Here is a 23985-nt window from a genome sequence, read left to right on the forward strand (position 1 = left end):
GATTAAAGCAGGTTAAATTTGTAATCAAGCATAAAGGTGCCACCGATGGTTGGTGCTCTTCTCCAGCTACCATTTTCGATGACTGGATTCATGGCTCCATCCATAGCGTAGGAATAACCAGGGCCAACACCCAGCATGGCACTCAGGCCTTTAACGGATGAGAACTTATACATAGCAAGCAGATCTAGGCTAGCTTCGTCAATTTCTTGCCCTTGATATTCCATGCCGAAACCATAGGTGAGGCGACTGCCAAGCTTCAAACCAGGAACACCTGCGGCACTCATGTCATACATTGCCTGCATCGCAATCATATGCTCGCCATCTTTGTTAAAGTCAGTCCCGGTTCCATCTGCTCGGCTATTAAAATTACCGTCGGTGTTCTTACCTAAATCCCAGTAGAACATGCCCAGACCATTTTCTCGCTTGGCATCTGTATATGCGTAACTGGCCCCGACAATCCAGCTAGAAAATTGATAATCTAAATTTAGGTTGTAGTGGTATGCTTCGTCGTCGAATGGAATTCCTTCCCAGTTTTCTAGACCTTTGTTTTGATACCAGTAACCACTGACTGTCAGAGATTCTTTCTCACCAATAGGTGTTTGCCATTTCACCTCAACGCCATTGCGTCGCAAGTAATCTTGGCTCTGACCACTAAAAGCTAAAATTGAGTTTTTTTTGCCCCAGCGGTAGCTGATATCACCGGTGATGATGTTGTCAATAGCTTTTCCGCTTAGAGTAGTAAAACGTTCTTTGAGTGGTGAGTCTCTATCAGAGAAGCGATCAGTATAAGCCCCGCGTAATAAAAAACCTTTGTAACCAAACTCGCCGCTAACACTTTGGTAGCTGCTCGTTACTGCACGACTGCGTGAAATCGTGATGGCACCAAGCTTGTGGAGTTGACGCCAACCTACATATCCACGAGCAAACGCTTCTTCATTTTGCCATTGTAGCTTAGTGTAGATTTGAGTCATTTTATTGAAGCTTTCTGCGTTACCGTTGTTATCTCGTAATAGGTTACGGCCTTGAAAGTGGTCGTTGGCACCAAGCTTAATTGCGCCACCATAACTGGCGTCAAAGCCAATGAAGTCAGCTAAGTAGCCAGATTGATAGTCAATCGCTATACCTTGTGCCCAAGCAAATTGATCTTTGTCGTCCTTGGTATCTTGATCTAAATACATAGCGATATTTCGCGTTGATAGATCCAATTTACTATCTTCTAACAAGTCAGCAGTGCTTAAAAAAGGTATTGAAGACAAACTAGAAAATAATAATATATTTGTAGTGGTAGGTAAGAGTTTCATATATTTCCTTTATATCTTTATAACTCAGTTTTATATTAATAATTTTATCTCTTATATCCTTGGTAGATATTGATGTTATTTATTAGGTGGATTTTGTGCTGGAGATAAATTAGTGATCATGGTCAAGTATTGTTCTAGGTTGCTGACGACATAATTCGCTTCTTTAAGCTGTGAACCATCACCGATACCGACAACTGACATGTTTGCTGCAATAGCAGCTTTAACACCGGCTTGCGCATCCTCAAATACTGTGCAATCTGTTGGCTTTGCAGAGAGTTTTAGAGCGGCTTGTATAAAGACCTCAGGATTGGGCTTCGCTTTTACTACACAGTTACCGTCAACAATGGCATCAAAATATGACTCTATTCCTGTGGCTGATAATATTTGCTTTGCATTTTTACTTGCTGAACCTAATGCAATCTTTATATTATTTTTTTTAAATAAATTGAGAGTTTCAAATACTCCGGGCAATATATCCTTATCTGAAAGGGTACTAATATGTTCTTTATATATTCTGTTCTTTCTTTCTAACCAGGATCTTTTATTACAATCAGACATGGATTGATTGTTGATGTCTAAAATTATATTGAGTGAATGTGAACGGCTAACACCTTTTAAGCGTTCATTATCTGCCTTGGTAAATGAGAGCCCGATCTGAGTTGCAATATCTTTCCAAGCTAAATAGTGAAATTTTGCGGTATCGACAAGCACACCATCAAGGTCAAAAATTGCTGTATTGGGTAGTAACATGTTGTCTCCTATTACAGCGGGCAAAACTGTTTAGATTGCCCGCCAAATATATTATTAAAGGCGGGTATCCCACTGACCAACAAAGGCATCAACAGGACTCACTCCTGTAAATGATGAGCGACCAAGGAGTTTGTTGACGACCGCTTCAATAGTGTGTTGGTTAGCGGTATAAGCGTTGATGTAAGTTGGAACCCTTGGCACATCCATTAGGTGGTATGGGCTACCAAAGGAAATGAATAACGTTGGAATTTCTTGGCTAAACCATGGAGCATCGATGCCCATAGGTCTGGCCCAATTAATTCTCAATGTGGTTTTGTTGCTTGCGGTTTTAAATTTGGCTGTGTAGATAACAAGATCGTAATCTTCGATGAACGCCTGTACGGGTTGCATCATATCTCTCATGGTGAATTCCGAGGTATCGTAGACCGATACGTTGAATCCATTTGATTCAAGCTCTGTTTTAAAAGACTCGGTTGTGCCTGATTCAAAGCCAAACATATCTGGCTCATCACCTAAACCAATCAGTAGTACACGGCTGTGCTGTTCCAAGTTCAAAGGTAAGGTTTGGTTAAGATCTTTGACTAAAGTGATGGATTTATCGGCACAATCACTCGCTAATTCTTTATGTTGTTTGCAGCCAACGACGGATTTATCCAATTCAGCCGTCAGATCCCGCTTGTGTAAGCCGAGAGCAGCTTTGGTTGCTAGCGTGCGAGTGATGGCTTCGTCGACGCGCTCTACTGAAAGTAAGCCAGTTTCGATCCCTTTACGCATGTACTCAAAGTCTTCATCAAGATCTTTGTTAAATAGGAACAAGTCACACCCTGCTGCAATAGTCATAGGGACAGCTTGTTCCCGGGGAAGGGCAACGGTGAAGCCAACCATACTTGTTGCATCTGAAACGATCATTCCGTTAAAGCCAAGTTGACCGCGTAACAGGTCATTGAGCAGCTCAGGTGCAAGTGAAGCTGGCATAATTTCCTTATCGCTCAGCTGTGGATTCAATTTTTTAGAGTAAGCTGGTAGCGCTATATGCCCTGCCATTACCGTCAATGCTCCCGCATTGATTGAGTGCTGATAGACTTGGCCAAAGGTGCTGTCCCACTCATCTGGCTGTTGGGTGTTCACGGACATGACGAGGTGCTGGTCGCGATAGTCGATACCATCTCCGGGGAAATGCTTGATAGATGTTGCCATGCCATGTGATTGAACGGCTTCGACATAGGCTCTACCCATGGCAGCCACGAGTTCCGGATCACTGCCATATGTGCGTGTATTGGTGATAGGATTATGCGGATTGATATCTAAATCGATAACGGGCGCAAATGCCCAGTTACATCCGACGGCACGACCTTCTTTGGCGACAACATTGCCCAGTTCGGTGGCCATCTTGGTATCAGCTGTCGCTCCAACTTGCATTTGGCTGCCAAATTCGGTTCCTTCAATGACAGCGCCGTTTCCTCCACTCTCTAGATTGGCTGCGATCAGCATAGGGATCTTACTGTGCTGTTGTAGGTAAGAGTGAACTTGTTGCGTTTCGTCTAGCTCGCCTGGACGAAACATAATGCCTGCAGGTTTGTACTGTTCCAGCATTTGTTTTAGATCGGTTTGTTTAGCGCTAAGGCCTATTGGGCAAAAGAGGTGGCCGATTTTTTCTTCAAGTGTCATTGAGGCCAAAGTGGTTTCTACCCAGTTGATTTCTTCACTGTTTAAGTAGAAGGGGTTTGTCGTTAGATCCATAGTTGATGCTCCTCATTCGGTTTACAGTCAGTCTATGGAATACAGTTTCAACAAACTTCGTAGTGGTTTAACGACCTATATGGGTGATCTTTGTGGTTAGAGAAAAAGTGTGATCTGGCATAGCTAGGACTTTGTGTTGTAACGGTTATCCCAAATCAGTTTGAATACTGCGGACATTCGCGATTTTTCATTGACTTATAAAGGCTTAACTTGTGGTTTACGAGGTGAGGAGATTATTGAGTGAATTCACATTTTTATTATGACCACAAAAAACACCCATAAAGTGTATCAAATAGGTGCCTTATGACTGTTGGCTAATAAAGCAACACTAAAAGAAAACTCAAATAGGCAATAATGATGGAAACTCTTAATCTGAAAGAAAAGCTTGGGTATGGTTTGGGTGATCTAGCTAGTACCCTAATCTTCGCCACTGTCACCACCTTTCTAATGTACTTTTATACAGATGTTTATGGTCTTTCGGCAGCTGCGGTTGGTACTTTGTTTTTTGTTGCTCGAATGATAGACGCAATCAGCGATCCTTTAATGGGAGCGATTGCCGATCGGACACAAACTCGATGGGGTAAATTTCGCCCATACATCTTGTTTGGTGCATTGCCGTTAGGCGTACTCGCTGTGGCTACTTTTACTACTCCTGATTGGGCACCTAGCTTAAAACTCGCGTATGCCTACATTACCTATATTGTATTAATGCTGTGCTACACCGTGGTGAATATTCCTTACTCATCCTTGCCAACGATCATGAGCCCTGACCCTAAGGAGCGTACTCAACTGGCGAGCTTTCGTATGTTTTGTGGCTTTTTCGCGATGTTAGTTATTTCCGGAGCCACTTTACCTTTAGTTAACTATTTAGGAGCAGGGAATCAACAGCAAGGATTTCAATATGCGATGATGATTTTTGCTACGCTTGCTGTGGTTTTATTTCTAGCCATGTTCTCGCTAACTAAAGAGCGAATCAAGCCAGTCGGTAATCCTGCCTCAATTAAGCATGATCTGAGTGTCGTATTACGTAATCGAGCGTGGTGGGTACTGTTACTGGTTGGAGTGTTATGTTTTAGTTTTACCATGCTTCCATTTGGCGTTGGAATGTATTATTTCCGTTACAACGTAGGCAACACAGAACTCGCCACTGGTTTTTTTGTATCAGGCAATATTGGCATGCTGATTGGCGTAGTTATCACGGGTCTCTTGGCAAGGAAGACATGTAAAAAGCAAACAATGATCTATGCGCAGTTCATCGCAGCGCTTTTGGTTTCAACATTGTATTGGTTGCCAACCGACAACATTGTTTGGGTATATGGTATTTTCTTGTTAGTGATGACAGCGCAAGGAGTGAGCGTGCCAATCATGTGGGCAATGGTCGCTGATGCAGCGGATTATTGTGAGTGGAAGCAAGGAAAACGAGTGATAGGATTAACTACAAGCTCTGTTACTTTCTCACATAAATTTGGGATGGGGATTAGCGGGGTCATTTCTGGCGTTATGCTATCAATGTTCGGCTATCAAGCTGGTGAGGTTCAGAACCCTCAAACCTTGCACAGTATTTTATTAATGATGAGCATAATGCCTGCTATCGGTTTTCTCGCCAATGCAGCCGTACTGACGCTATACCCGATAAACAAGCAGGTGAGTGAGCAGATGCAAAGGGAGTTAGCTGCGATCAGAGCTGAATAGTCTTTCTTTAAGGTATTTGGGTGTAATTAGGGAGTTTGAGATGCAATATAGACATGAGCTTGTACGCTTGGAAGAAGGTCTAAACGTCAAAATTTATGTTCATTCTATCTTAGATGTAACAGCTCATTGGCATCATGAACTAGAACTTCTCATGGTATTGAAGGGGAGTGTTGATGTTCAGAAGGAGAATCAACACTTTGTGATGCAAGCAGATGATCTTTTGTTGCTAAACCCAAATGAACTTCATGCCATTAAGGCCACTTCTGAAGACAATGTTCTGTTAGCGATTCAGTTTTCTCCGGATATGCTTAGTAACTTTTATCCCGAATTGCTTCATGTTGTCTTTGATTGCAATAGCACTAAGGAGGGGGAACAGGAGAGCTTTGATCGGGTACGCGCTCATTTAGCTAAAATCATTTGGTCTTTTGTGAAAAAAAAGCACTGGTTCAAATTTACTATTGAACAGGAGCTGATGGCCCTGATCGAGACACTGGTAACAAGCTTTCCCACACGTCTTGTTGAGAAGAATCATCAGCAATTGCGAGAAAGAGAGCTAGAGCGATTAACTCGTATCGTTCAGTACATAGAGCAACACTATGGTGAACGTATACAATTGCAGCAGTTAGCGGAAAAGGAGTGTGTCACCGTACATCACTTATCTCGTTTTTTTAAAGAAAGGATGGGCATCGCTTTTCAAGAGTATTTGTTTGACTATCGTTTGTATCGTGCCTCAAATCGAATTGTAATGGGTAGTGATAAAATCTCAGATATTGTATTAGAGTGTGGATTCAATGACCCTAAGTTGTTTTATCGAAAGTTTCGAGATAAGTATCAGCTTACACCAGTAGAGCTCCGTCGCCAGCGCAGCGCAGCCTACCCAGTGTCGTCACTGGCGAGTTACATGACTGTTGATGATAATGATATTTACAAACCTTTATTCAAATATTTGAGCACAACCTTTACTCACCCCCCTAAGCCTAAAACAAAACTGCAAACAACCACACTAAATCTCTGTGATAACCTCGGTTCGTTAACGCCTGTTTGGAGTCAGATTATGACGTTTGGTTGCGCTTACGAGGGGTTAAAAGCTGAGGTGCAACAGCAAATGCGTTATACGCAGTCTGAGCTGAAGTTCAAGTACGCACGCTTCCAAGGGATATTTGTTGACCAGATGCAGATTGTTGTCTCAGCAGGGCAATATCAGTGGCGTTACGTTAATGAGTTGTTTGATTTCCTGCTATCACTCAATTTAAAACCTTTTGTTTGCTTAGGCTTTACTCCTGAACTGTTTGCTAGTGGGCAACATACAGTAGCTCAGTGGCGAGGAAACGTGACTCCTCCAAAACAGTTAGAGTTATGGCAAGATCTACTCAGTGAGTTTTTCTACAACATCTTGGAACGTTATGGGGAACAGGAAGTTTCCAGTTGGTATTTCGAGGCTTGGAACGAGCCTGACTTGGAGGGGATTTTTTGGGCAGATAGCCAAGACGCTTACCATCAACTCTATCTGGCAACCTATCAAACTGCACGCAGGGTAAATAGAAACATCAGACTTGGTGGTCCTTCAGTTAGCCACATGGCGTTTAGCCAAGGTGCATGGTTAGATAACTTTGTCGCTTTTTGTGTGCGTGAGAACCTACAACCAGATTTCTTTTCCTACCATATATATCCAGAAAAGTATGGCGCATTTGATTCTTTGGAGAGTACCCAGAATGTATCACGTCGCTCAATGGGCCCCGATGGATGTCGAGAGTTAATTGAGCTAGGGAAAAAAGCCATCTCTCCGTTAGCGATCAAAGAGCAGCATATTACTGAGTGGAATGTATCTGCTGTATGGGGGAACCGTCTGTTAGATACTGCCTATACGGCTGCCTTTATCGTCCAAAATGCGCTGAAACTCTATGATAAGGTGGATTCGTTGGCAATATGGACGTTTAGCGATCTTTTTGATGAACGTGGTCCAGCTATCGACACCTTTCATGGTGGCTTTGGTTTGCAAACCCGAGAAGGGATCCCTAAGCCAAGCTATCATGCTATTTCTCTACTGAACCGGATGGGTAAACAGGTCATTGCTCGCGACAATAACTACCTAGTCAGTCGAAGTGATAATGAGTTTCAGATTTTGATGGTCAATTATGTCCATTTTGATGATCTGTATGCGAGTGGGGATATTTCGGCAATTGAAATCATCGATCCTTACAGTGCATTTAACCCTCATCCTCAACAAGAATTTTGTTTTGAACTGGATATTGCCAAAGGGCATTATCGTTTAACTCGTTATACCTTGAGTCGTGAACATGGCTCGGCCTATGATGAATGGCAAAAGATGGGAGCACCATGCCCCCTTGATGAAGATGATATAGCGCAGCTAAAACGTGATGCTTGGCCGTCTCGGGTGTCGGAATCTCTAGTTCATCCGGGCGGAAAGCTCCAGTTATCCGCTTCTCTTTCTGAGCATGCGGTTGAACTAATCCTTATTAGTTTAAAGAGTTAGTGGTGGTGTTTCCAAGTTAGCTGGGAGGAAAACATACACCGGTTCCCCCCAAACCACAGTAGCCGTTCGGGTTTTTAGCTAGGTATTGCTGGTGGTAGTTCTCAGCGTAGTAGTATTTGCCTGCGGGTAAAATTTCTGTGGTGATCTCACTACTACCGTCACCGAGTAGCGCTTGATAGGCCTGCTTAGATGCTAGCGCTGCTTGGTATTGTTCGTCGCTGTATACATAGATGGCTGAGCGGTATTGAGTTCCGCTGTCATTGCCTTGTCTCATACCCTGAGTTGGGTCATGCTTTTCCCAAAAAGCCTGTAATAGTTGCTCTAGGCTAATGATACTTGGATCGAAAACGACTCGTACAATCTCTGTATGGGCAGTTTGTCCGCTGCATACCTCTTCATAGGTTGGGTTAGGCGTATAACCTCCTGCGTAGCCAACTGAGGTGCTTACCACTCCATCAAGTTGCCAGAACAGGCGCTCGGCTCCCCAAAAGCAGCCCATTCCAAGGAGAATTTTCTCGCAACCTTCTGCAGGTTCTGCAGTTAAACTGGTTTGATTGACGAAATGAATGTCATCGAGTGCAAGTGGCGTCTCTCGTCCTGGAAGAGCTTGTTGGGCGGTAATCATGGTTTGTTTGTCGAGCATCGTGATTTCCTTGTTGGAGTATTTTTTATATAGACCGCCTAATTCACTGTTTTCGTACAGACTTATTATTTTAGTGGCGGTATTATTCCCTTACTTGATGTAGACAGATAATTAAGCATGATCAGCAAACCTTTACCAGTTCTAATCGCACTTGTTTCCTTTGCCCCTTCGGTATGGGCACAAAGTGTCGACCTCTCGATAGAAGGGCTAGAGGGTGAGCTGAATGATAATGTTGAAGCCTACTTATCATCTATTCCTGAAACTGAGTATAAAACCAGTTTACGTTTCCAAGCGCGAATAGAGAAAAATATCACCGAAGCACTTAATGCCTTAGGGTACTACCACCCTGAGATTGATTTTACTGTCGCGCAAGATGAATCAGAGTTGATCGTCAATGTGGATCCTGGTCCCGCGGTTATTTTGCAGCAGATCGACATTAAAATTGAAGGTGAAGCGAAAAGTGATCCTCAGTTCACAGCACTAATAGAAAATAGTGGCCTGAAACAAAGGGAGCGGCTTAATCATAGTTTGTATGACACGTTAAAATCTTCGATTCGCAACCTCGCCTTGCAAAAAGGCTACTTTGAAGGGGACTTTACCGCGAGTAGATTGGAGGTTGCGCCTGATCTCAACCAAGCCTTTATCCACCTTCATTATGACAGTGGGATGCGCTATCACTTTGGCGCTAATACCATAACGGGCAGCCAAATTGATCAAGATAGAGTCGCGTCTTTGTCGCCGTATCAGGCCAATGACCCTTATCAGGCATCTCAAGTTGGCGAATACAACCAGAACCTCTCTAATACAGATTGGTTTTCATCGGTATTCGTTGAGCCAGACCTGAGTAAAATAGGCGAAGGGCGCGAGTTGCCTATGAAAGTTTCCCTCGCGCCACAGGCGAGAAACAAACTTGAAACCGGTATCGGTTATGCAACGGATGTCGGTGTTAGAGGTTCACTCAAATGGAAGAAACCGTGGGTGAATAGTCGCGGCCATAGCTTCGACAGTAGCTTATCTATTTCAAAGCCAGAACAAACCATCACCGCTGGTTACCGAATTCCACTCGAAGATGCACTCAATGAGTATTATCGCATCCAATATGGGATGAAAAATCTCAATCAGCGTGATACGAAAAGTCTTGAGTCCAACTTGGCGCTAGAAAGGCACTGGGTGCTTGACAACGGTTGGCACCGCACCCTGTATGTTCGCTACCTGCTGGAGAATTATACCCAAGGTAAACAAGAAGATAGTGCTCAGTTTATGCTACCAGGGATAACTTTTTCTCGCAGCCGAGTTCGAGGGGGAGCGATGCCAACTTGGGGAGACCGTCAAAGTCTTACATTAGAGTATGGCGACCCTAATGCGCTCTCAGAGACTCGAGTCACTCGTTTGATTGGTGCGACAACTTGGATTCGTAGTGCCGGTCAAAACCACCGCGGTATATTCAAACTGAATGGTGGTGCCAACTTTTCTGAAGAGTTTAATAAGCTCTCGCCATCGTTACGTTTCTTTGCGGGTGGTGATAATAACCTCCGTGGTTATGGTTATGAGTCCATCTCGCCCAAGGACTCCGACGATAAATTAACCGGTGCCAAATATATGCTGACTAGCTCAATCGAGTATCAATATCGCGTATATGGTGATTGGTGGGGCGCGGCTTTTTACGATGTTGGTGATGCGTTTAATGATAAGCCAGATATTAAACGCGGTACGGGTGTTGGTGTGCGCTGGGCTTCCCCTGTAGGCCCTATTCGTCTTGATTTTGCTTGGGGGCTTGATGCAAATAAAGGCGACGAATTTAAAATCCACTTTACTTTAGGACCTGAGCTATGACCCGTGTTGTGATTAAGTGGTCAAAATGGCTTTCACTCACTTTACTCATTTTACTCCTCAGCGTTTTGGTTGCGCTGGGCGGATTACTGTTTACTAATCCTGGCTTAAACCTTGTTTTGTGGGGGGCTGAGAAGTTTGTTCCTCAGCTTAAAGTTGGATCGAGTCAAGGCGCGGTTTTTCCTCGATTTACCCTTAGCAATGTTGTTTTTAAAGATGACAGCTTGCACGTCGATACTCAGGCAAGGTCGCTAACGCTTGCAGTCAATGCGACATGCTTTACTGAGCCGGGCGTGTGCATAGATGAACTCGCGATTGATGGTTTGTCATTTTCTATGCCTGAGTTACCAGAAAGCTCGCCAGCTACTCAAGAGCAAGCTGAGGCGTCATCATCAGCTAAAGTCACTTCTCCTATTCCTATCAAGTTAAGTCGATTGGCGCTAAGTGATACCAAGCTGGATATTTTAGGTAATCAGATCTCGTGGGACTCGTTTACCTCTGGGGCGTCATTTCAAGGTAATCGCCTGCGTCTCAATACCACAGAACTTAAAAAAGCAGTGGTTAAGTTAGCCTCAAGTCCGGCTGAAAATGAGCAAGCCGCTACTCCAGTGAATCAAGCGTCAACGCCTACAGAGATTGTTCTCCCCAATATTGTTATGCCACTGCAAATTGATCTTGTACGTCTTGATGTTTACGACTTTAAGCTTGATCAACCAACGCCAGTCATCGTCAACCATTTAGGCTTAGAGGCCAACGCCAAAGATTCTAAATTGGTGGTCAAAACGCTTGAACTAGATGTGCCGCAGGCGACTGCGCAGCTAAAAACAGACATTGATCTGCAAGGTGATTATCCACTCGACTTGCAACTAGATGCGACAATCAAAGAAGAGATGGCTGCAGGACAAACGATATCTCTCAAAGCGGATGGTAGTGTGGCGAAGCTGCAGCTATCGGCTCAATTGGCAGGGTTAGCCAAAGCTTTCCTTACTGGGGAACTGCAACCACTCAAGCCTGAACTACCTTTTGATTTTACTGTCACCCAAGGTGATCTGCAGTGGCCGTTAAAAGGAAAAGGGGATTACTTTGCCTCGATAGATAAACTTCAAGCTCACGGCTCTCTTAATGGCTATAACCTAGATCTAGATACCGCTCTTAAAGGGGTACAACTTCCTGATGTGTCTCTCTCGCTGCAAGGCAAAGGGGATCTCTCCCATATCAAATTGAGCCAAGTGGACATTGCCACGCTGGGAGGAACGATCTCTGGCGATGTAATGGTGGATTGGCAAGCGCCGATTAATTGGGTAGCAAACTTGACACTGGCTCACATTCAGCCCGGTTTACAGTGGCCAGAAGCAGAAGGCGATATCAGTGGGGCAGTGTCAACCTCCGGCAATTTGACAGAGCAAGGTGGATGGCAAGTCGATGTCCCGAAACTCGATATTGATGGTGTACTGCGAGAGTACCCGCTGAATATAGCAGGTAGCGTTAGCGCTGCAGATGTGGCTGGCAACAATGAGCTCAGTGTTAAAACGCCGCAGCTAGTGCTTTCTCATGGCCCCAACAGTATTAAAGCCAGCGGGGAGCTAGATAAACAGTGGCGGATGGATCTGGAACTCAACTTACCTGACTTAATCAAATCGATACCTGACTTAAAAGGACGTGTTGTCGGTGACGTGGCCCTGCGCGGAGATTTGAAAGCGCCAGATGTGGGTCTAAACCTTGTCGCTAAAGCGATAGATTGGCAACAACAGGCTCAGATTAGCAAGCTCAGTATGAAGGGGAATATCACACCGCTGCCAACGCCAAGTGGTCAATTAGCGCTTAAGGTTAATCAGGCTAAGTATCAAGACAAAGTGATCGATGACGTGAGCTTGAACTTTACTGGCTCTCAGCAAAAGCACCAACTTAACCTGGATGTGAATTCGAATATCGTGTCGACGAGTTTGGCTCTGACAGGCTCACTGACCGATAAACCTGAACTTGTTTGGCAAGGTAAGCTTGAGCGGATGCGACTCTCTTCGCTGCAAGGTGAATGGCGACTGAATCAGCCAACCGCATTAGGTTTTGAAATGGCGACTGAGCAGGTTTCTGTTGCTGCCCACTGTTGGTTGCAAGCAGACTCTTCACTCTGTTTAGAGAAAGATATTAAGGTTGGACAAAGCGGTGAAGCTGCGCTCGCGTTAAGTCAGCTTGATTTTGAGCAGATCAAAACTTTTATTCCTCAGACAACGCAACTCCAAGGGCAAGTAGACGCCAATGTATGGGCCAAGTGGGGTGATAACCAGCCACCACAAGTAAAGGCTAAGATTGAATTAGCCAAAGGTGAAGTGGTTCAAAAGATTGAACAACCTCTAGAGTTAGGTTGGGAGAGCGCGACACTGACGGCGCAACTTGCAGACAATAAGCTGAGCGCAGAGTGGTTACTTGATGTAACCGATAATGGTGATATTTCTGGTAATGCCACTATTCCCAATGTGCTCAGTGACGACAAGCAAATCGATGGGCGTTTGAAGCTCACCACGTTCAACTTAGACTTCTTAGCACCACTCGTCGGGGAGTTCAGCAAGCTCAAATCGAACATTACCACCGATCTCGCAATCACTGGCCCGGCAATGCAGCCTAAAGTAAATGGCCAGTTTGTTGTCGATGATATCTTGCTCAAAGGGGATATCTCTCCGGTAGAAGTAAACTCAGGGCGATTAACCATCAACTTCAGTGGCTATGATGCGACCCTGGCTGCCGCTATTCATACTCCAGATGGAAAACTAGAGCTAGCGGGCGACGCAGATTGGCAGGACTTGAATGATTGGAGTACCAATGTACGTGTTTTTGCCGAGGAGTTGCTAGTCAACGTGCCGCCTATGGTCAAAATCAAAGTACAACCAGATATGACCATCTCTGCTTCACCTAAATTGGCGCGTATCGATGGCACCATCGCCTTGCCATGGGGACGTGTCGTGGTGGAAGAGTTGCCACCAAGTGCGATTAGCGTCTCCAAGGATCAGGTCATTCTTAATGATCAACTTCAACCTGTTGATAAGAAGAACCAAGTGCCTTTCACGGTGCAATCCAATATCAATATTAAGATTGGCGATGATTTTAAGCTCTCTGCGTTTGGTCTAGAGGGGGAGTTAGTTGGTAATCTTAATGTAGCCCAGAGAGACAAGGGACCTTTTGTTACTGGTGAGGTCAATATCGTTGATGGTTCATACCGCTCGTTTGGCCAAGACCTGCTAATTAAAGAGGGTAAGGTGCTAATGAATGGTCCTGTGGATCAGCCGTACTTGCAAATTACCGCTATTCGCAATCCAGATAACACCAAAGATGATGTGATGGCAGGGGTAAAAGTGACCGGCCCTGTCAGCGAGCCGACAGTGACCATTTTTTCTGAGCCAGCGATGGCACAGGCGAACGCTTTATCTTATTTGTTACGTGGCCAAGATATTGATGGTGAAACGGGTGGTAATGCCATGACGACAACCTTAATTGGCTTAAGTCTCGCGAAAAGCGGTCGTGTTGTTGGGGAAATTGGCGAAGCCTTTGGGGTACAAGATCTTCAGGTTGATACCGCAGGCTCTGGTAATGATTCTCAAGTGACAGTAAGCGGTTATATTTTACCTGGCTTAAAGGTTAAATATGGCGTTGGTATTTTTGAGTCTGTCGGTGAGTTCACCGTGCGTTATCGTTTGATGCAAGATCTCTATGTTGAGGCATTATCTGGTGCGACCAACGCCGTCGATCTTCTTTATCAATTTGAATTTAATTAGTAGGTAGACATCGAAGGGAGTCGATGTCATGCAACAGTTAGTATTTGTTTATGGCACATTGCGTCAGGGGCAAAGTAATCATCATTTGTTGGCGCATTCTGAATGGTTAGGCAAGTATGCGACACCTCCCATTTACAGTCTTTATGATCTGGGCGCTTATCCAGCCGTAGTAGATGGACATAGTGTGATCTATGGTGAAGTCTATCGGGTTGATGACCAGACGTTGCGCCAGTTAGACCTACTGGAAGATGTGCCAATAACCTATCGCCGCGAGCAAATCGACACGCCTTTTGGCTTAGCTTGGATGTACATTTATCAGCAAGCTCACCAACTAGAGACGTTAATTTCCTCCGGTGATTGGTGCCAAAAGGTGTAATACTTACCGGTAGCGAATGGGTGACTTGACCAAGGAGAGAGCGATGAAAATTCAATATGTTCTCGCCACATTACTTTTAGTTGGGTGTACTACACAGCTACCACCGCTGAGCAATATGGAAGGCGGCTGGTCATTATGGTAAGCAACATTATATATCAGGATGTCACTCAATCGCAGTTTCAGCCTTTTTAAACGCAAAAGAGTCGCGATTAAGCGACTCTTTTTCTTTCCTACTTTGGAAGATTAGTTTTCTTCGCGATTGAGTTCTAAAAACTCTTCCACTTTTTTAACCATGTTTTTCGAACCAACAAAGAATGGCACACGCTGGTGCAGTTCTGTTGGTTTGATATCCATAATGCGTTGTACGCCGTCAGACGCGACACCACCTGCTTGTTCGATGATGTAAGCCATAGGGTTACATTCGTATAGCAGGCGCAGCTTACCGTTTGGGTGGCTTTGCGTACTTGGGTAGAGGTAGATACCCCCTTTCAGCAGGTTGCGGTGAAAGTCTGCTACCAAAGAGCCAATGTAACGTGAAGTATATGGACGATTGTCGCTTGGCGCACTTTCCTGACAGTACTTGATGTACTTCTTCACACCCATAGGGAAGCGAATATAGTTACCTTCGTTGATTGAGTAGATACTACCGTCTTGTGGAATCATCATGTTTTCATGCGATAGACAGAAGGTACCTAGTGAAGGGTCATATGTGAAGCCGTTAACGCCATTACCTGTTGTATAAACCAACATGGTTGAAGAGCCGTAAATGACATAGCCAGCGGCAACTTGCTTGTGACCAGGCTGAAGAAAATCTTCTTCTGTTGGCGGCGTACCGATTGGTGATACACGGCGATAGATGGAGAAAATAGTACCAACAGAAACGTTAACGTCGATGTTAGAAGAACCATCCAATGGATCCATTAATACAACGTATTTTGCGTTTTTGTTGAGTTCTTTATTAAACGCTACCGCCTCGTCTTCTTCTTCACTGGCAACACCACATACTTGATCTCGGGCTTCAAGAGCGGCCTTAAATTTGTCGTTGGCGTAGACATCGAGCTTTTGCTGATCTTCACCTTGAACGTTTGCAGTACCAACTGCACCAGTAATATCACCTAGACCGGCTGCGTTAATTTCGCGGTTAACAATTTTTGCAGCAAGGCGAATTGAAGAGAGTAGGGATGATAGATCACCGCTAGCGTGGGGGAAGTCCGCTTGCTTTTCAACAATGAACTCGCCAAGGGTGCGCATTCCAGACATGGTTTTTCCTTTAAAAGTCGCTCATAGATAGGGGGAATGGGATGTCTCGTTCTCTAACGGAGCTTTTATGACTACCCGAGATAAGTGTAAAAGTTAGATCTTTTTATTGGTAATGAACTAACTGTCTTAGATCTCAAATTTTTTAGTAAACTTTCAACAGTTTTCACAGCGATGAGAGATCAGAGAGTGAGCAAAGCGTAATCAGTGAGTTATTTCTCTGTTTGAAGGTGGCTAAAGTAGTTCGCTTTTTGCCATATTGTCGCCATAATGAGGACAATATTTTCCGCTTAGAACAAGGCTTTTCTATGCACATTCATATACTGGGGATCTGTGGCACTTTTATGGGTGGTGCAGCTGTATTAGCACGTCAATTGGGGCATAAAGTCACAGGATGTGATGCCAATGTTTATCCACCAATGAGTACTCTACTCGAATCTCAAGGTATTGAAATTATAGAAGGCTTTGACCCGTCACAGCTCGACCCTGCGCCAGACTTAGTGGTGATTGGTAATGCGATGAGCCGCGGTAATCCTTGTGTCGAGTATGTGCTGAATCATAACTTGCGTTACACCTCTGGCCCTCAGTGGTTACAAGAGTTCTTACTCCATGACCGTTGGGTATTAGCGGTATCTGGTACTCATGGAAAAACCACAACGTCTAGTATGTTGGCGTGGATCTTAGAAGACTGTGGCTATAAGCCGGGTTTCTTGGTTGGTGGTGTTTTGGGTAACTTTGGAATTTCAGCTCGTCTTGGTGAAAGCATGTTTTTTGTTGTTGAAGCCGACGAATATGATAGTGCTTTTTTCGATAAGCGTTCTAAGTTTGTCCACTATCATCCACGCACCTTAGTTATGAACAACCTAGAGTTCGATCATGCCGACATCTTTGACGATCTTGAAGCGATAAAACGTCAGTTCCATCATCTTGTTCGCACAGTGCCGGGCAATGGGCGTATTTTTGCACCGAAACAAGATAATGCACTTCAAGATGTGCTTGAGCGCGGCTGTTGGAGCGAAACCGAGTTTAGTGGTGAGCAAGGTGACTGGCAGGTGGAGAAAATAAATATTGATGGCTCGCAGTTCAACGTACTGTTCCAAGGCGAGCAAGTGGGTACTGTTAGTTGGGACCTAGTTGGTGACCACAATGTTGATAATGCTTTGATGGCAATTGCTGCAGCGCGTCATGTAGGTGTTACACCTGACTTAGCCTGTGAATCTTTAGCCAAATTCATCAATACCAAACGCCGCTTGGAGCTCAAAGGTGAGGTCAATGGCATCACGGTTTACGACGATTTTGCCCATCATCCGACCGCGATTGAACTGACGCTCGGTGGATTGCGTAACAAGGTCGGCGATAGCAAAATTATCGCGGTACTCGAACCACGCAGCGCTACGATGAAGCGAGGTGTGCATAAGGATACGTTGGCTGCGTCGTTACAAAAAGCCGATCAGGTGTTTTTATATCAACCCGATTCGATTGATTGGTCGGTGGAAGATATTGCAGCTCAATGTGATCAACCTGCGCAAACCTCAGATAATGTCGATGAGCTAGTGAAGCAAATTGTTGCTAGTGCTAGCTCAGGTGACCAGATTCTGGTTATGAGCAATGGCGGGTTCGAAGGTATTCACAATAAGCTTCTGGCAAAGCTAGAGCAATAGTGTAGTTTTTTAATATGATTAAACAACAAAAAGCCATCACCTTAGCCTTTACTGGTGCCTCTGGTGCTCCTTATGGTTTACGCCTGTTAGAGTGCCTTCTGGCTGCTGATTATCAAGTTTATCTGCTTGTTTCATCTGCTGCGAGAGTGGTGCTTGCAACTGAACATGACCTTAAACTGCCCGCCAATCCTGATTCGGCTAAGCAAACTTTGGTTGAGCATCTTAATCGTGACCCAGACAAGCTGATTGTATGCGGTAAAGATGACTGGTTCTCTCCGGTGGCATCTGGCTCTGCTGCGCCGAAACAGATGGTCGTCTGTCCTTGCTCAGCAGGCAGCGTTGCTGCGATTGCTCACGGTATGTCTGATAACCTGATTGAACGTGCCGCAGACGTGGTGATGAAAGAGCGCGGTCAACTACTGTTGGTGGTTCGCGAGACACCATTCTCTACTCTGCATCTCGAGAACATGCACAAGCTGTCACAAATGGGCGTGACCATCATGCCTGCTGCACCCGGTTTTTATCATCAACCGAAATCGATTGATGATCTGGTAGATTTTATGGTCGCGCGTATTCTTGATCATCTAGATATCGATCAAAAGTTAGTGCCACGTTGGGGTTATGATCAGCGTGGATAGTTGATATGTGAACGGTGCTAGCTATTGAGTCACATAACTATTACAATTCGACCGTTACTCATCGGGGAGCTATTGGCCTAACTTATGTTAGCGTCAGCTGAGATCGAGCAATCGCTTGGGACCCGTGTACCTGAACCAGATAATGCTGGCGTAGGAATTGAGTTTGGATTTGAACTCCGCTTCTCAAACCTGTGCCGCTCAAACAAGGAGAGAGCGAGCAGTGAAAAACACTCTAAGCACCATTTCAATAAGTTCCCTTGCGTTAGCAACGCTAGCGACATTTCCAGCGACAGCCGCAGAAAACAGTTTAACCGTTTATACCTACGACTCTTTTGCTGCCGATTGGGGCCCAGGTCCTGTTGTAGAAAAAGCGTTTGAAGCGCATTGTGGTTGTGATGTTAATTTCGTCGCGCTGGATGATGGTGTCTCTATCCTTAACCGTCTGCGTTTAGAAGGCGATAACAGCAAAGCGGATATTATTTTAGGCTTAGACAACAACCTGATGGCGGAAGCGAAAAAAACAGGTTTGTTGGCCGAACATAGCGTAGACACCAGCAAGATTGCATTGCCAAACGGCTGGGCGGACAAAACTTTCGTCCCTTATGATTTCGGTTACTTTGCTTTTGTTTACAACAAAGAGAAGCTGGCTAATCCACCAAAAAGCTTGAAAGAGCTGGTGGAATCTCGCGATGATCTGAAAGTGATCTATCAAGATCCACGTACTTCAACACCAGGGCAAGGTCTGATGCTGTGGATGAAGTCGGTTTATGGTGATGACGTAGCTCAGGCTTGGCAAAATCTAGCTAAGAAAACCGTAACCGTCACTAAAGGTTGGTCTGAAGCGTATTCAATGTTCCTAGAAGGGGAGTCTGATCTGGTTCTATCCTACACCACATCGCCTGCTTATCACTTGATTGCCGAGAGCGACAACAAGTATGCCGCCGCTGATTTTTCCGAAGGCCACTACACTCAAGTGGAGGTCGCTGCTAAAGTAAAAGCGTCTAAAAATCAAAAACTAGCAGATGAGTTCATGACCTTCATTCTAAGTGATGAGTTTCAATCAGCAATGCCAACAGGTAACTGGATGTACCCAGTTACAGACGTTGCACTGCCTGAAGGTTTTGAAACCCTGACTCTACCAAGCAAAGCACTGACCTTTAGCGCCGACGAAGTGGCCGAAAATCGTAAGTCTTGGATTCGTGAATGGCAAAGTGCGCTGACATTCTAAGAGGCTCTTTTGCGTAATACCCCCAAAATTGGCTTATGGGTCGCGATATTTATCGCGACCTTTGTCGTTTCTGCTCTCGGTGCTTTACTGGTTAATGCGCCATCGTTAGATATCAGTCAGGTATGGAGTGATCCGTACTATCGACATGTCACCAAATTCAGTTTCTATCAGTCTTTTCTATCTACTTTGCTCAGTGTTGGCTTTGCCATCCCAGTTGCGCACGCATTATCTCGCCGTCAGTTTGCTGGTAAATCCCTGTTACTCAAACTGTTTGCAACCACACTGGTGTTGCCTGTCTTAGTCGGGGTGTTTGGTCTGCTCGCCATTTATGGCAATAGCGGTTTGATTGCCGATCTGTTCAAAAGTTTAGACAGCAAGTTGCCGTTCTCAATATATGGGCTCAATGGCATTTTACTGGCGCACGTGTTTTTTAATCTTCCTTATGCGACCCGGTTATTGTTGCAGGCATTAGACTCTATTCCACAGGAGCAGCACAAACTGTGCGCCCATCTCGGCATGGGACACTGGGATAAGTTCCGTTGGATTGAGTGGCCGCGCTTACGTCAGCAGTTACCTCATGTCAGCGGCTTGGTGTTTATGCTCTGCTTTACCAGTTTTGCTACCGTAATGGCACTCGGTGGTGGGCCTAAATCAACCACGATTGAGCTGGCCATCTATCAAGCCATTAAGTTTGATTTCGATCTCCAAGCTGGTGCTCTATTGGCTATTTGGCAAATGATGCTTTGCGGTGTTATGGCGTTGACTATTCAGCGATTAGCAAAACCGATTTCAGTCACCTCTGGCTCGCAAAGTCAGACTATTTACTTGTCTAAAGACTCGTTTGTTTCTCAGTGTTGGGATTGGGGATGGATAGCCTTTTCTATGCTGTTGGTGCTACCTCCGCTACTTATGGTGTTGCTCAGTGGCCTTAACAGCCATGCGCTGGATGTTTTCACTGATGAACGTTTTTGGCAGGCGCTATGGGCGTCTGTGAAAGTGGCGACGATGGCAAGTGTGATTGCGGTGATTGCTGGCATTGCCATCTTGTTAACCAGCCGGAGATTGCGCCTTAACTACCGTGAGAAGAGTGCCGATCATATTGAGCTGATTGGCACCATTATTCTTGTCACACCCGGTCTTGTGATTTCCACCGGACTGTTTCTATTGCTGCGTTCATTTACGGATGTATTTAGCTTAGCGTTAGTGGTTGTCGTAGCCGTGAATGCCTTAATGGGTCTGCCATATGTGATTAAAACGCTGTCTCAGCCTATGCTGCATGTCGAGCAGCAATATCAATATGTTTGTGCCAGTTTAGGCATGAAAGGTTGGAATCGTTTTAAAGTGGTCGAGTGGAAGGCGCTGAAGAAGCCGATGGCTCATGCCTTTGCGATCAGCTTTATGTTTGCGATTGGTGATTTAAGTGCGATTGCTTTGTTTGGTAGCCAAGAATTTCGCACCTTGCCACTTTACCTATTCCAACTGCTTGGTAGCTATCAAATGGAATCTGCCGCAGTAGTATCTGTAACTCTATTACTATTGAGCGTCGGCTGTTTCACGCTCATTGAAACCTTATTAAAAGCCAACTCGAAGGTGAATCATGCTGACCTTAAGTAATGTCGATTACTACTATCACAATGAACTGTTTCATTTTGATACCTCGATTTCACCGCAGTCGATCGTTGCCCTGATGGGGCCAAGTGGCGCGGGCAAATCGACCCTATTGGCTTTAGTCGCGGGTTTTATCGAACCGACCAAGGGCTCTATTGAGGTTGAAGGCAGTAATATTGTTGGCAAAGAGCCATATCAACGCCCATTCGCAATGCTGTTTCAAGAACATAACTTATTCGCTCATTTAACAGTGCATCAAAACATCGGGCTTGGGCTTCATCCGGGGTTGAAACTTACTGCTCAGCAACAAAACGTAATAGAACAAGCAGCGCAGCAAGTTGGGGTAGAGACGTATCTAGACCGTTTACCAGAGCAGCTTTCGGGTGGGCAGCGTCAACGTGTTGCTCTAGCACGCTGTTTTGTCCAACCGCACAAGATATGGTTGCTCGATGAGCCTTTCTCTGCCCTTGATCCCATCCTGCGTGAAGAGATGCTTAACTTGGTGAGCAAGTTAGCTAAAGAGAGAAAAATTACGGTAGTCATGGTGACGCACCATATTAGTGATGCCAAGGCAATTGCCTCTGATTTTATCTTTGTCACCAATGGCCGAGTCGAAGTCGCGGATAACATTGAACATCTGTCATCGAGCCACGCTAATCAAGCGCTAAGTGATTTTGTTCGCGCGGGGGAGTGAGGTGAGGAACGGACTTCGTTCTTAGAGAGTTGAGTTCGGGCTTCGCCCTTCGAGAACACTGCGTTCCGAGAGTCGAGACCGGGCTTCTATCTTAGAGAAATTTTTGTTCCCGTATCCCGAATCCATAGCGAAGCGTTCTTAAACAAAAAGGGTTGACACATAGTGCCAACCCTTAACTTTTCTCGCTTCTCGCTTCTCGCTTCTCGCTTCTCGCTTCTCGCTTCTCGCTTCTCGCTCAAATCTCTTCTTCGTTTAGCGCTTTAAGCACTTGGAAGATTTCGCGGAATGCCTTGGCAGGCTTGCCCGCTTTTTCCTCTTTTGCCGCCTGACGAGCAAGCTGGCGTAAGCGTTGACGATCCGCGGCTGGATAAAGCTCCATCACCTCAGCGATGGCACTATCACCTTCTTCAACCACTCGATCACGCAGTTGCTCTAGCTTATGTAGCTCTGCCGTTGCTTGAGAGTGCTTGTTGCGAACCTTGTCTAATGCTGCTTGAAGTGGCTCAGTGTCTTCAAAGCGCATCAGCTTACCGATGTATTGAAGTTGACGGCGGCGCGCTTCGTTTTTAAAGCGCTGTGCGTCTTTGATTGCCTCTGCAAGGTCTTCACTTAGCGGGAATTTTTCCAACACAGAAGGTTTCAGGCTGGCGAGTTCTTCACCTAGCTTTTGCAACTCTTCCATATCGCGTTTCAATTCGGTCTTACTGACCCAAATGATCTCTTCTTCCTCTTCCCATGGCGCTTTTTGATTCTTACGTGCCATTTTTCTGCCTTAATTTGAACATCTATTTCTCTATTTTAACAAGAATCGTGGGGAGAAAGCGAAATTCTTGTTATTCTAAAGGCAATTGATCTTAAGAAATAAAGAAAATATGGACGTAAGACAGCAAGTTGCTCAACAGCGCGTTGAGTTAGAAGCGGCAGTAGCTAAAGCGCTAGAGATGGCAGCAGAGAAGTCTGATGCAGCCGAAGTCGCCATTAGTAAAACAACGGGCTTAAGTGTTTCTACCCGTATGTGTGAAGTAGAAAACGTTGAGTTCAATAGCGACGGAGCATTAGGGATTACCGTTTACCGCAATCAACGTAAAGGCAGCGCTTCGACTTCTGATCTAAGTGATAAAGCGATTCAACAAACGGTTCTTGCCGCGCTCGATATTGCTCAATACACCTCTGAAGATCCATTTGCTGGCCCTGCACCTAAAGAGCTGATGGTGCAAGATGTGCCTGATCTTGATTTGTTCCACCCAGATACGCCAGATCCCGATTATGCAGCGCAAGTGGCGATTGCTGCTGAGAAACAAGCTCTGTCTTACAGCGATAAAATCAAACAGAGTGACGGTGCCAGTTATGACAGTCACTACGGTCTGAAAGTTTATGGTAACAGTCACGGCCTATTAGCAAGCTATGCTTCAAGCCGTCACAGTACCAGTTGTTGTGTGATTGGTCAGGGTAACAATGGTGAGATGGAGCGTGATTACAGCTACACGGTTGCGCGCCATAAAGACGAACTTTGGGCACCAGAGATCGTCGGTCAGAAGGCCGCGGAGAAGACCGTTAGTCGTTTAGATGCGCAAAAGCTAAAAACAGGTCAATATCCAGTGATGTTTGCTGCTGATGTAGCAACTGGCCTACTTGGTCACCTAGTGATGGCGATCAGTGGCGGTAACCTTTACCGTAAATCTTCTTTCTTGCTTGATCACCTAGGTAAGCAAGTGCTGCCTGAATGGTTCAACGTCTCTGAACGTCCGCATGTGTTGCGTGGTCTTGCATCAAGCCCATTTGATAGTGAAGGTGTGTTTACCCAAGACCGTGAAATTATCACTGACGGTGTACTTGCAACTTACCTGCTCACCAGTTATGCAGCGCGTAAAATGGATATGACGCCAACCGGCCATGCTGGTGGTATTCACAACTGGTTTGTCGAATCAACAGGTCAAAGCTTTGAGCAAATGCTAAAAGAGCTAGGTACTGGCTTATTGGTGACCGAAGTAATGGGGCAAGGCGTTAACATTGTTACCGGTGACTACTCGCGCGGTGCGGCAGGTTTTTGGGTTGAAAACGGCGAAATCCAATTCCCAGTATCTGAAATTACCATCGCAAGCAACCTCAAAGATATGTTTAATCAGATTGTTGCAGTAGGCAACGATGTAGAGACTCGCTCGCAGATTCAGACTGGTTCTATCTTGCTTGAGTCAATGAAGGTTGCGGGGGAATAGGGCTAGGCCCTAAGGAACGCTTCGCTTCGAGATCGGGCTGCGCCCGCGAGAATCGGGAACGGGCTTCGCCTTTCGAGAGGAAAGTGTGGC

At 45.3% G+C, this 23985-nt stretch carries 17 protein-coding genes and 1 riboswitch; of the genes, 11 read left to right on the forward strand and 6 right to left on the reverse strand.

From position 1 onward, the window contains the following. Nucleotides 1–2: 2 nt before the first annotated feature. The 3 genes from APB76_RS08425 to APB76_RS08435 form a co-directional block, all read right to left on the reverse strand. A complete protein-coding gene (locus APB76_RS08425) occupies nt 3–1301 on the reverse strand; it encodes an OprD family outer membrane porin (RefSeq protein WP_054962811.1) in 1299 nt (432 codons plus the stop codon). 75 nt (nt 1302–1376) lie between these two features. Then, nucleotides 1377–2051 (reverse strand): beta-phosphoglucomutase, encoded by a 675-nt coding sequence (pgmB, locus tag APB76_RS08430; protein WP_054962810.1) that lies wholly within the window; start codon nt 2049–2051, stop codon nt 1377–1379. Nucleotides 2052–2105: 54 nt separating this feature from the next. Further along, nucleotides 2106–3791: a glycoside hydrolase family 3 protein gene (locus tag APB76_RS08435; RefSeq protein ID WP_054962809.1), complete on the reverse strand. Its 1686-nt coding sequence runs from the start codon at nt 3789–3791 to the stop codon at nt 2106–2108. A gap of 354 nt (nt 3792–4145) precedes the next feature. Between APB76_RS08435 and APB76_RS08440 the strand changes: the two genes are divergently transcribed. Both APB76_RS08440 and APB76_RS08445 read left to right on the forward strand, forming a co-directional pair. Further along, complete coding sequence (locus APB76_RS08440) at nt 4146–5483, forward strand: MFS transporter (RefSeq protein WP_082880287.1); 1338 nt, start codon at nt 4146–4148, stop codon at nt 5481–5483. Nucleotides 5484–5523: 40 nt separating this feature from the next. Beyond that, entirely contained in the window at nt 5524–7977 is a 2454-nt protein-coding gene (locus tag APB76_RS08445; protein ID WP_054962807.1) for a GH39 family glycosyl hydrolase, read from the forward strand. 16 nt (nt 7978–7993) lie between these two features. Here APB76_RS08445 and msrA read toward each other — a convergent pair whose 3' ends face one another. Next, on the reverse strand, nt 7994–8620 hold the full coding sequence (msrA, locus tag APB76_RS08450) for a peptide-methionine (S)-S-oxide reductase MsrA (RefSeq protein WP_054962806.1): 627 nt from the start codon (nt 8618–8620) through the stop codon (nt 7994–7996). Nucleotides 8621–8737: 117 nt separating this feature from the next. Between msrA and tamA the strand changes: the two genes are divergently transcribed. From tamA to APB76_RS08465, 3 genes are read left to right on the forward strand one after another with little or no spacing between them, the layout of a single operon-like run. After that, nucleotides 8738–10453: an autotransporter assembly complex protein TamA gene (tamA, locus tag APB76_RS08455; RefSeq protein WP_054962805.1), complete on the forward strand. Its 1716-nt coding sequence runs from the start codon at nt 8738–8740 to the stop codon at nt 10451–10453. Further along, nucleotides 10450–14217, forward strand: coding sequence for an autotransporter assembly complex protein TamB (gene tamB, locus APB76_RS08460; RefSeq protein WP_054962804.1), 3768 nt, complete (start codon nt 10450–10452; stop codon nt 14215–14217). Before tamA ends, tamB begins: the two co-directional genes overlap by 4 nt. Nucleotides 14218–14245: 28 nt before the next feature. Then, the gene (locus tag APB76_RS08465; protein ID WP_054962803.1) at nt 14246–14593 is read left to right on the forward strand and encodes a gamma-glutamylcyclotransferase family protein; all 348 of its coding nucleotides are present in this window, start codon (nt 14246–14248) and stop codon (nt 14591–14593) included. 243 nt (nt 14594–14836) lie between these two features. Here APB76_RS08465 and fbp read toward each other — a convergent pair whose 3' ends face one another. Next, a complete protein-coding gene (gene fbp / locus APB76_RS08470) occupies nt 14837–15853 on the reverse strand; it encodes a class 1 fructose-bisphosphatase (RefSeq protein WP_054962802.1) in 1017 nt (338 codons plus the stop codon). A 305-nt stretch (nt 15854–16158) separates the two neighbouring features. Here fbp and mpl point away from each other — a divergent pair, with 305 nt between their 5' ends. The 5 genes from mpl (at nt 16159) to thiQ (ending at nt 21679) form a co-directional block, all read left to right on the forward strand. Beyond that, the gene (mpl, locus tag APB76_RS08475; RefSeq protein ID WP_054962801.1) at nt 16159–17511 is read left to right on the forward strand and encodes a UDP-N-acetylmuramate:L-alanyl-gamma-D-glutamyl-meso-diaminopimelate ligase; all 1353 of its coding nucleotides are present in this window, start codon (nt 16159–16161) and stop codon (nt 17509–17511) included. Between the two features lie 14 nt (nt 17512–17525). Continuing rightward, nucleotides 17526–18149 carry a flavin prenyltransferase UbiX gene (locus APB76_RS08480; protein ID WP_054962800.1) on the forward strand — a complete coding sequence of 208 codons (624 nt, stop codon included), beginning with the start codon at nt 17526–17528 and terminating at the stop codon, nt 18147–18149. A 52-nt stretch (nt 18150–18201) separates the two neighbouring features. Next, a riboswitch (TPP riboswitch) is annotated at nt 18202–18323 on the forward strand. A 67-nt stretch (nt 18324–18390) separates the two neighbouring features. After that, complete coding sequence (thiB, locus tag APB76_RS08485) at nt 18391–19377, forward strand: thiamine ABC transporter substrate binding subunit (protein ID WP_157633194.1); 987 nt, start codon at nt 18391–18393, stop codon at nt 19375–19377. A gap of 9 nt (nt 19378–19386) precedes the next feature. Then, nucleotides 19387–20991 carry a thiamine/thiamine pyrophosphate ABC transporter permease ThiP gene (gene thiP / locus APB76_RS08490; protein WP_054962798.1) on the forward strand — a complete coding sequence of 535 codons (1605 nt, stop codon included), beginning with the start codon at nt 19387–19389 and terminating at the stop codon, nt 20989–20991. Then, nucleotides 20975–21679: a thiamine ABC transporter ATP-binding protein gene (gene thiQ / locus APB76_RS08495; protein WP_054962797.1), complete on the forward strand. Its 705-nt coding sequence runs from the start codon at nt 20975–20977 to the stop codon at nt 21677–21679. Before thiP ends, thiQ begins: the two co-directional genes overlap by 17 nt. A gap of 235 nt (nt 21680–21914) precedes the next feature. Here the strand turns inward: thiQ and yjgA are convergent, their stop codons facing one another. Continuing rightward, the gene (yjgA, locus tag APB76_RS08500) at nt 21915–22442 is read right to left on the reverse strand and encodes a ribosome biogenesis factor YjgA (protein WP_054962796.1); all 528 of its coding nucleotides are present in this window, start codon (nt 22440–22442) and stop codon (nt 21915–21917) included. 109 nt (nt 22443–22551) lie between these two features. On the opposite strand from yjgA, the gene pmbA reads away from it, so the two are divergent. After that, nucleotides 22552–23895: a metalloprotease PmbA gene (gene pmbA / locus APB76_RS08505; RefSeq protein ID WP_054962795.1), complete on the forward strand. Its 1344-nt coding sequence runs from the start codon at nt 22552–22554 to the stop codon at nt 23893–23895. Nucleotides 23896–23985: the final 90 nt, after the last annotated feature.

The organism is Vibrio bivalvicida (assembly GCF_001399455.2).
Taxonomy (GTDB): Bacteria; Pseudomonadota; Gammaproteobacteria; order Enterobacterales; family Vibrionaceae; genus Vibrio; species Vibrio bivalvicida.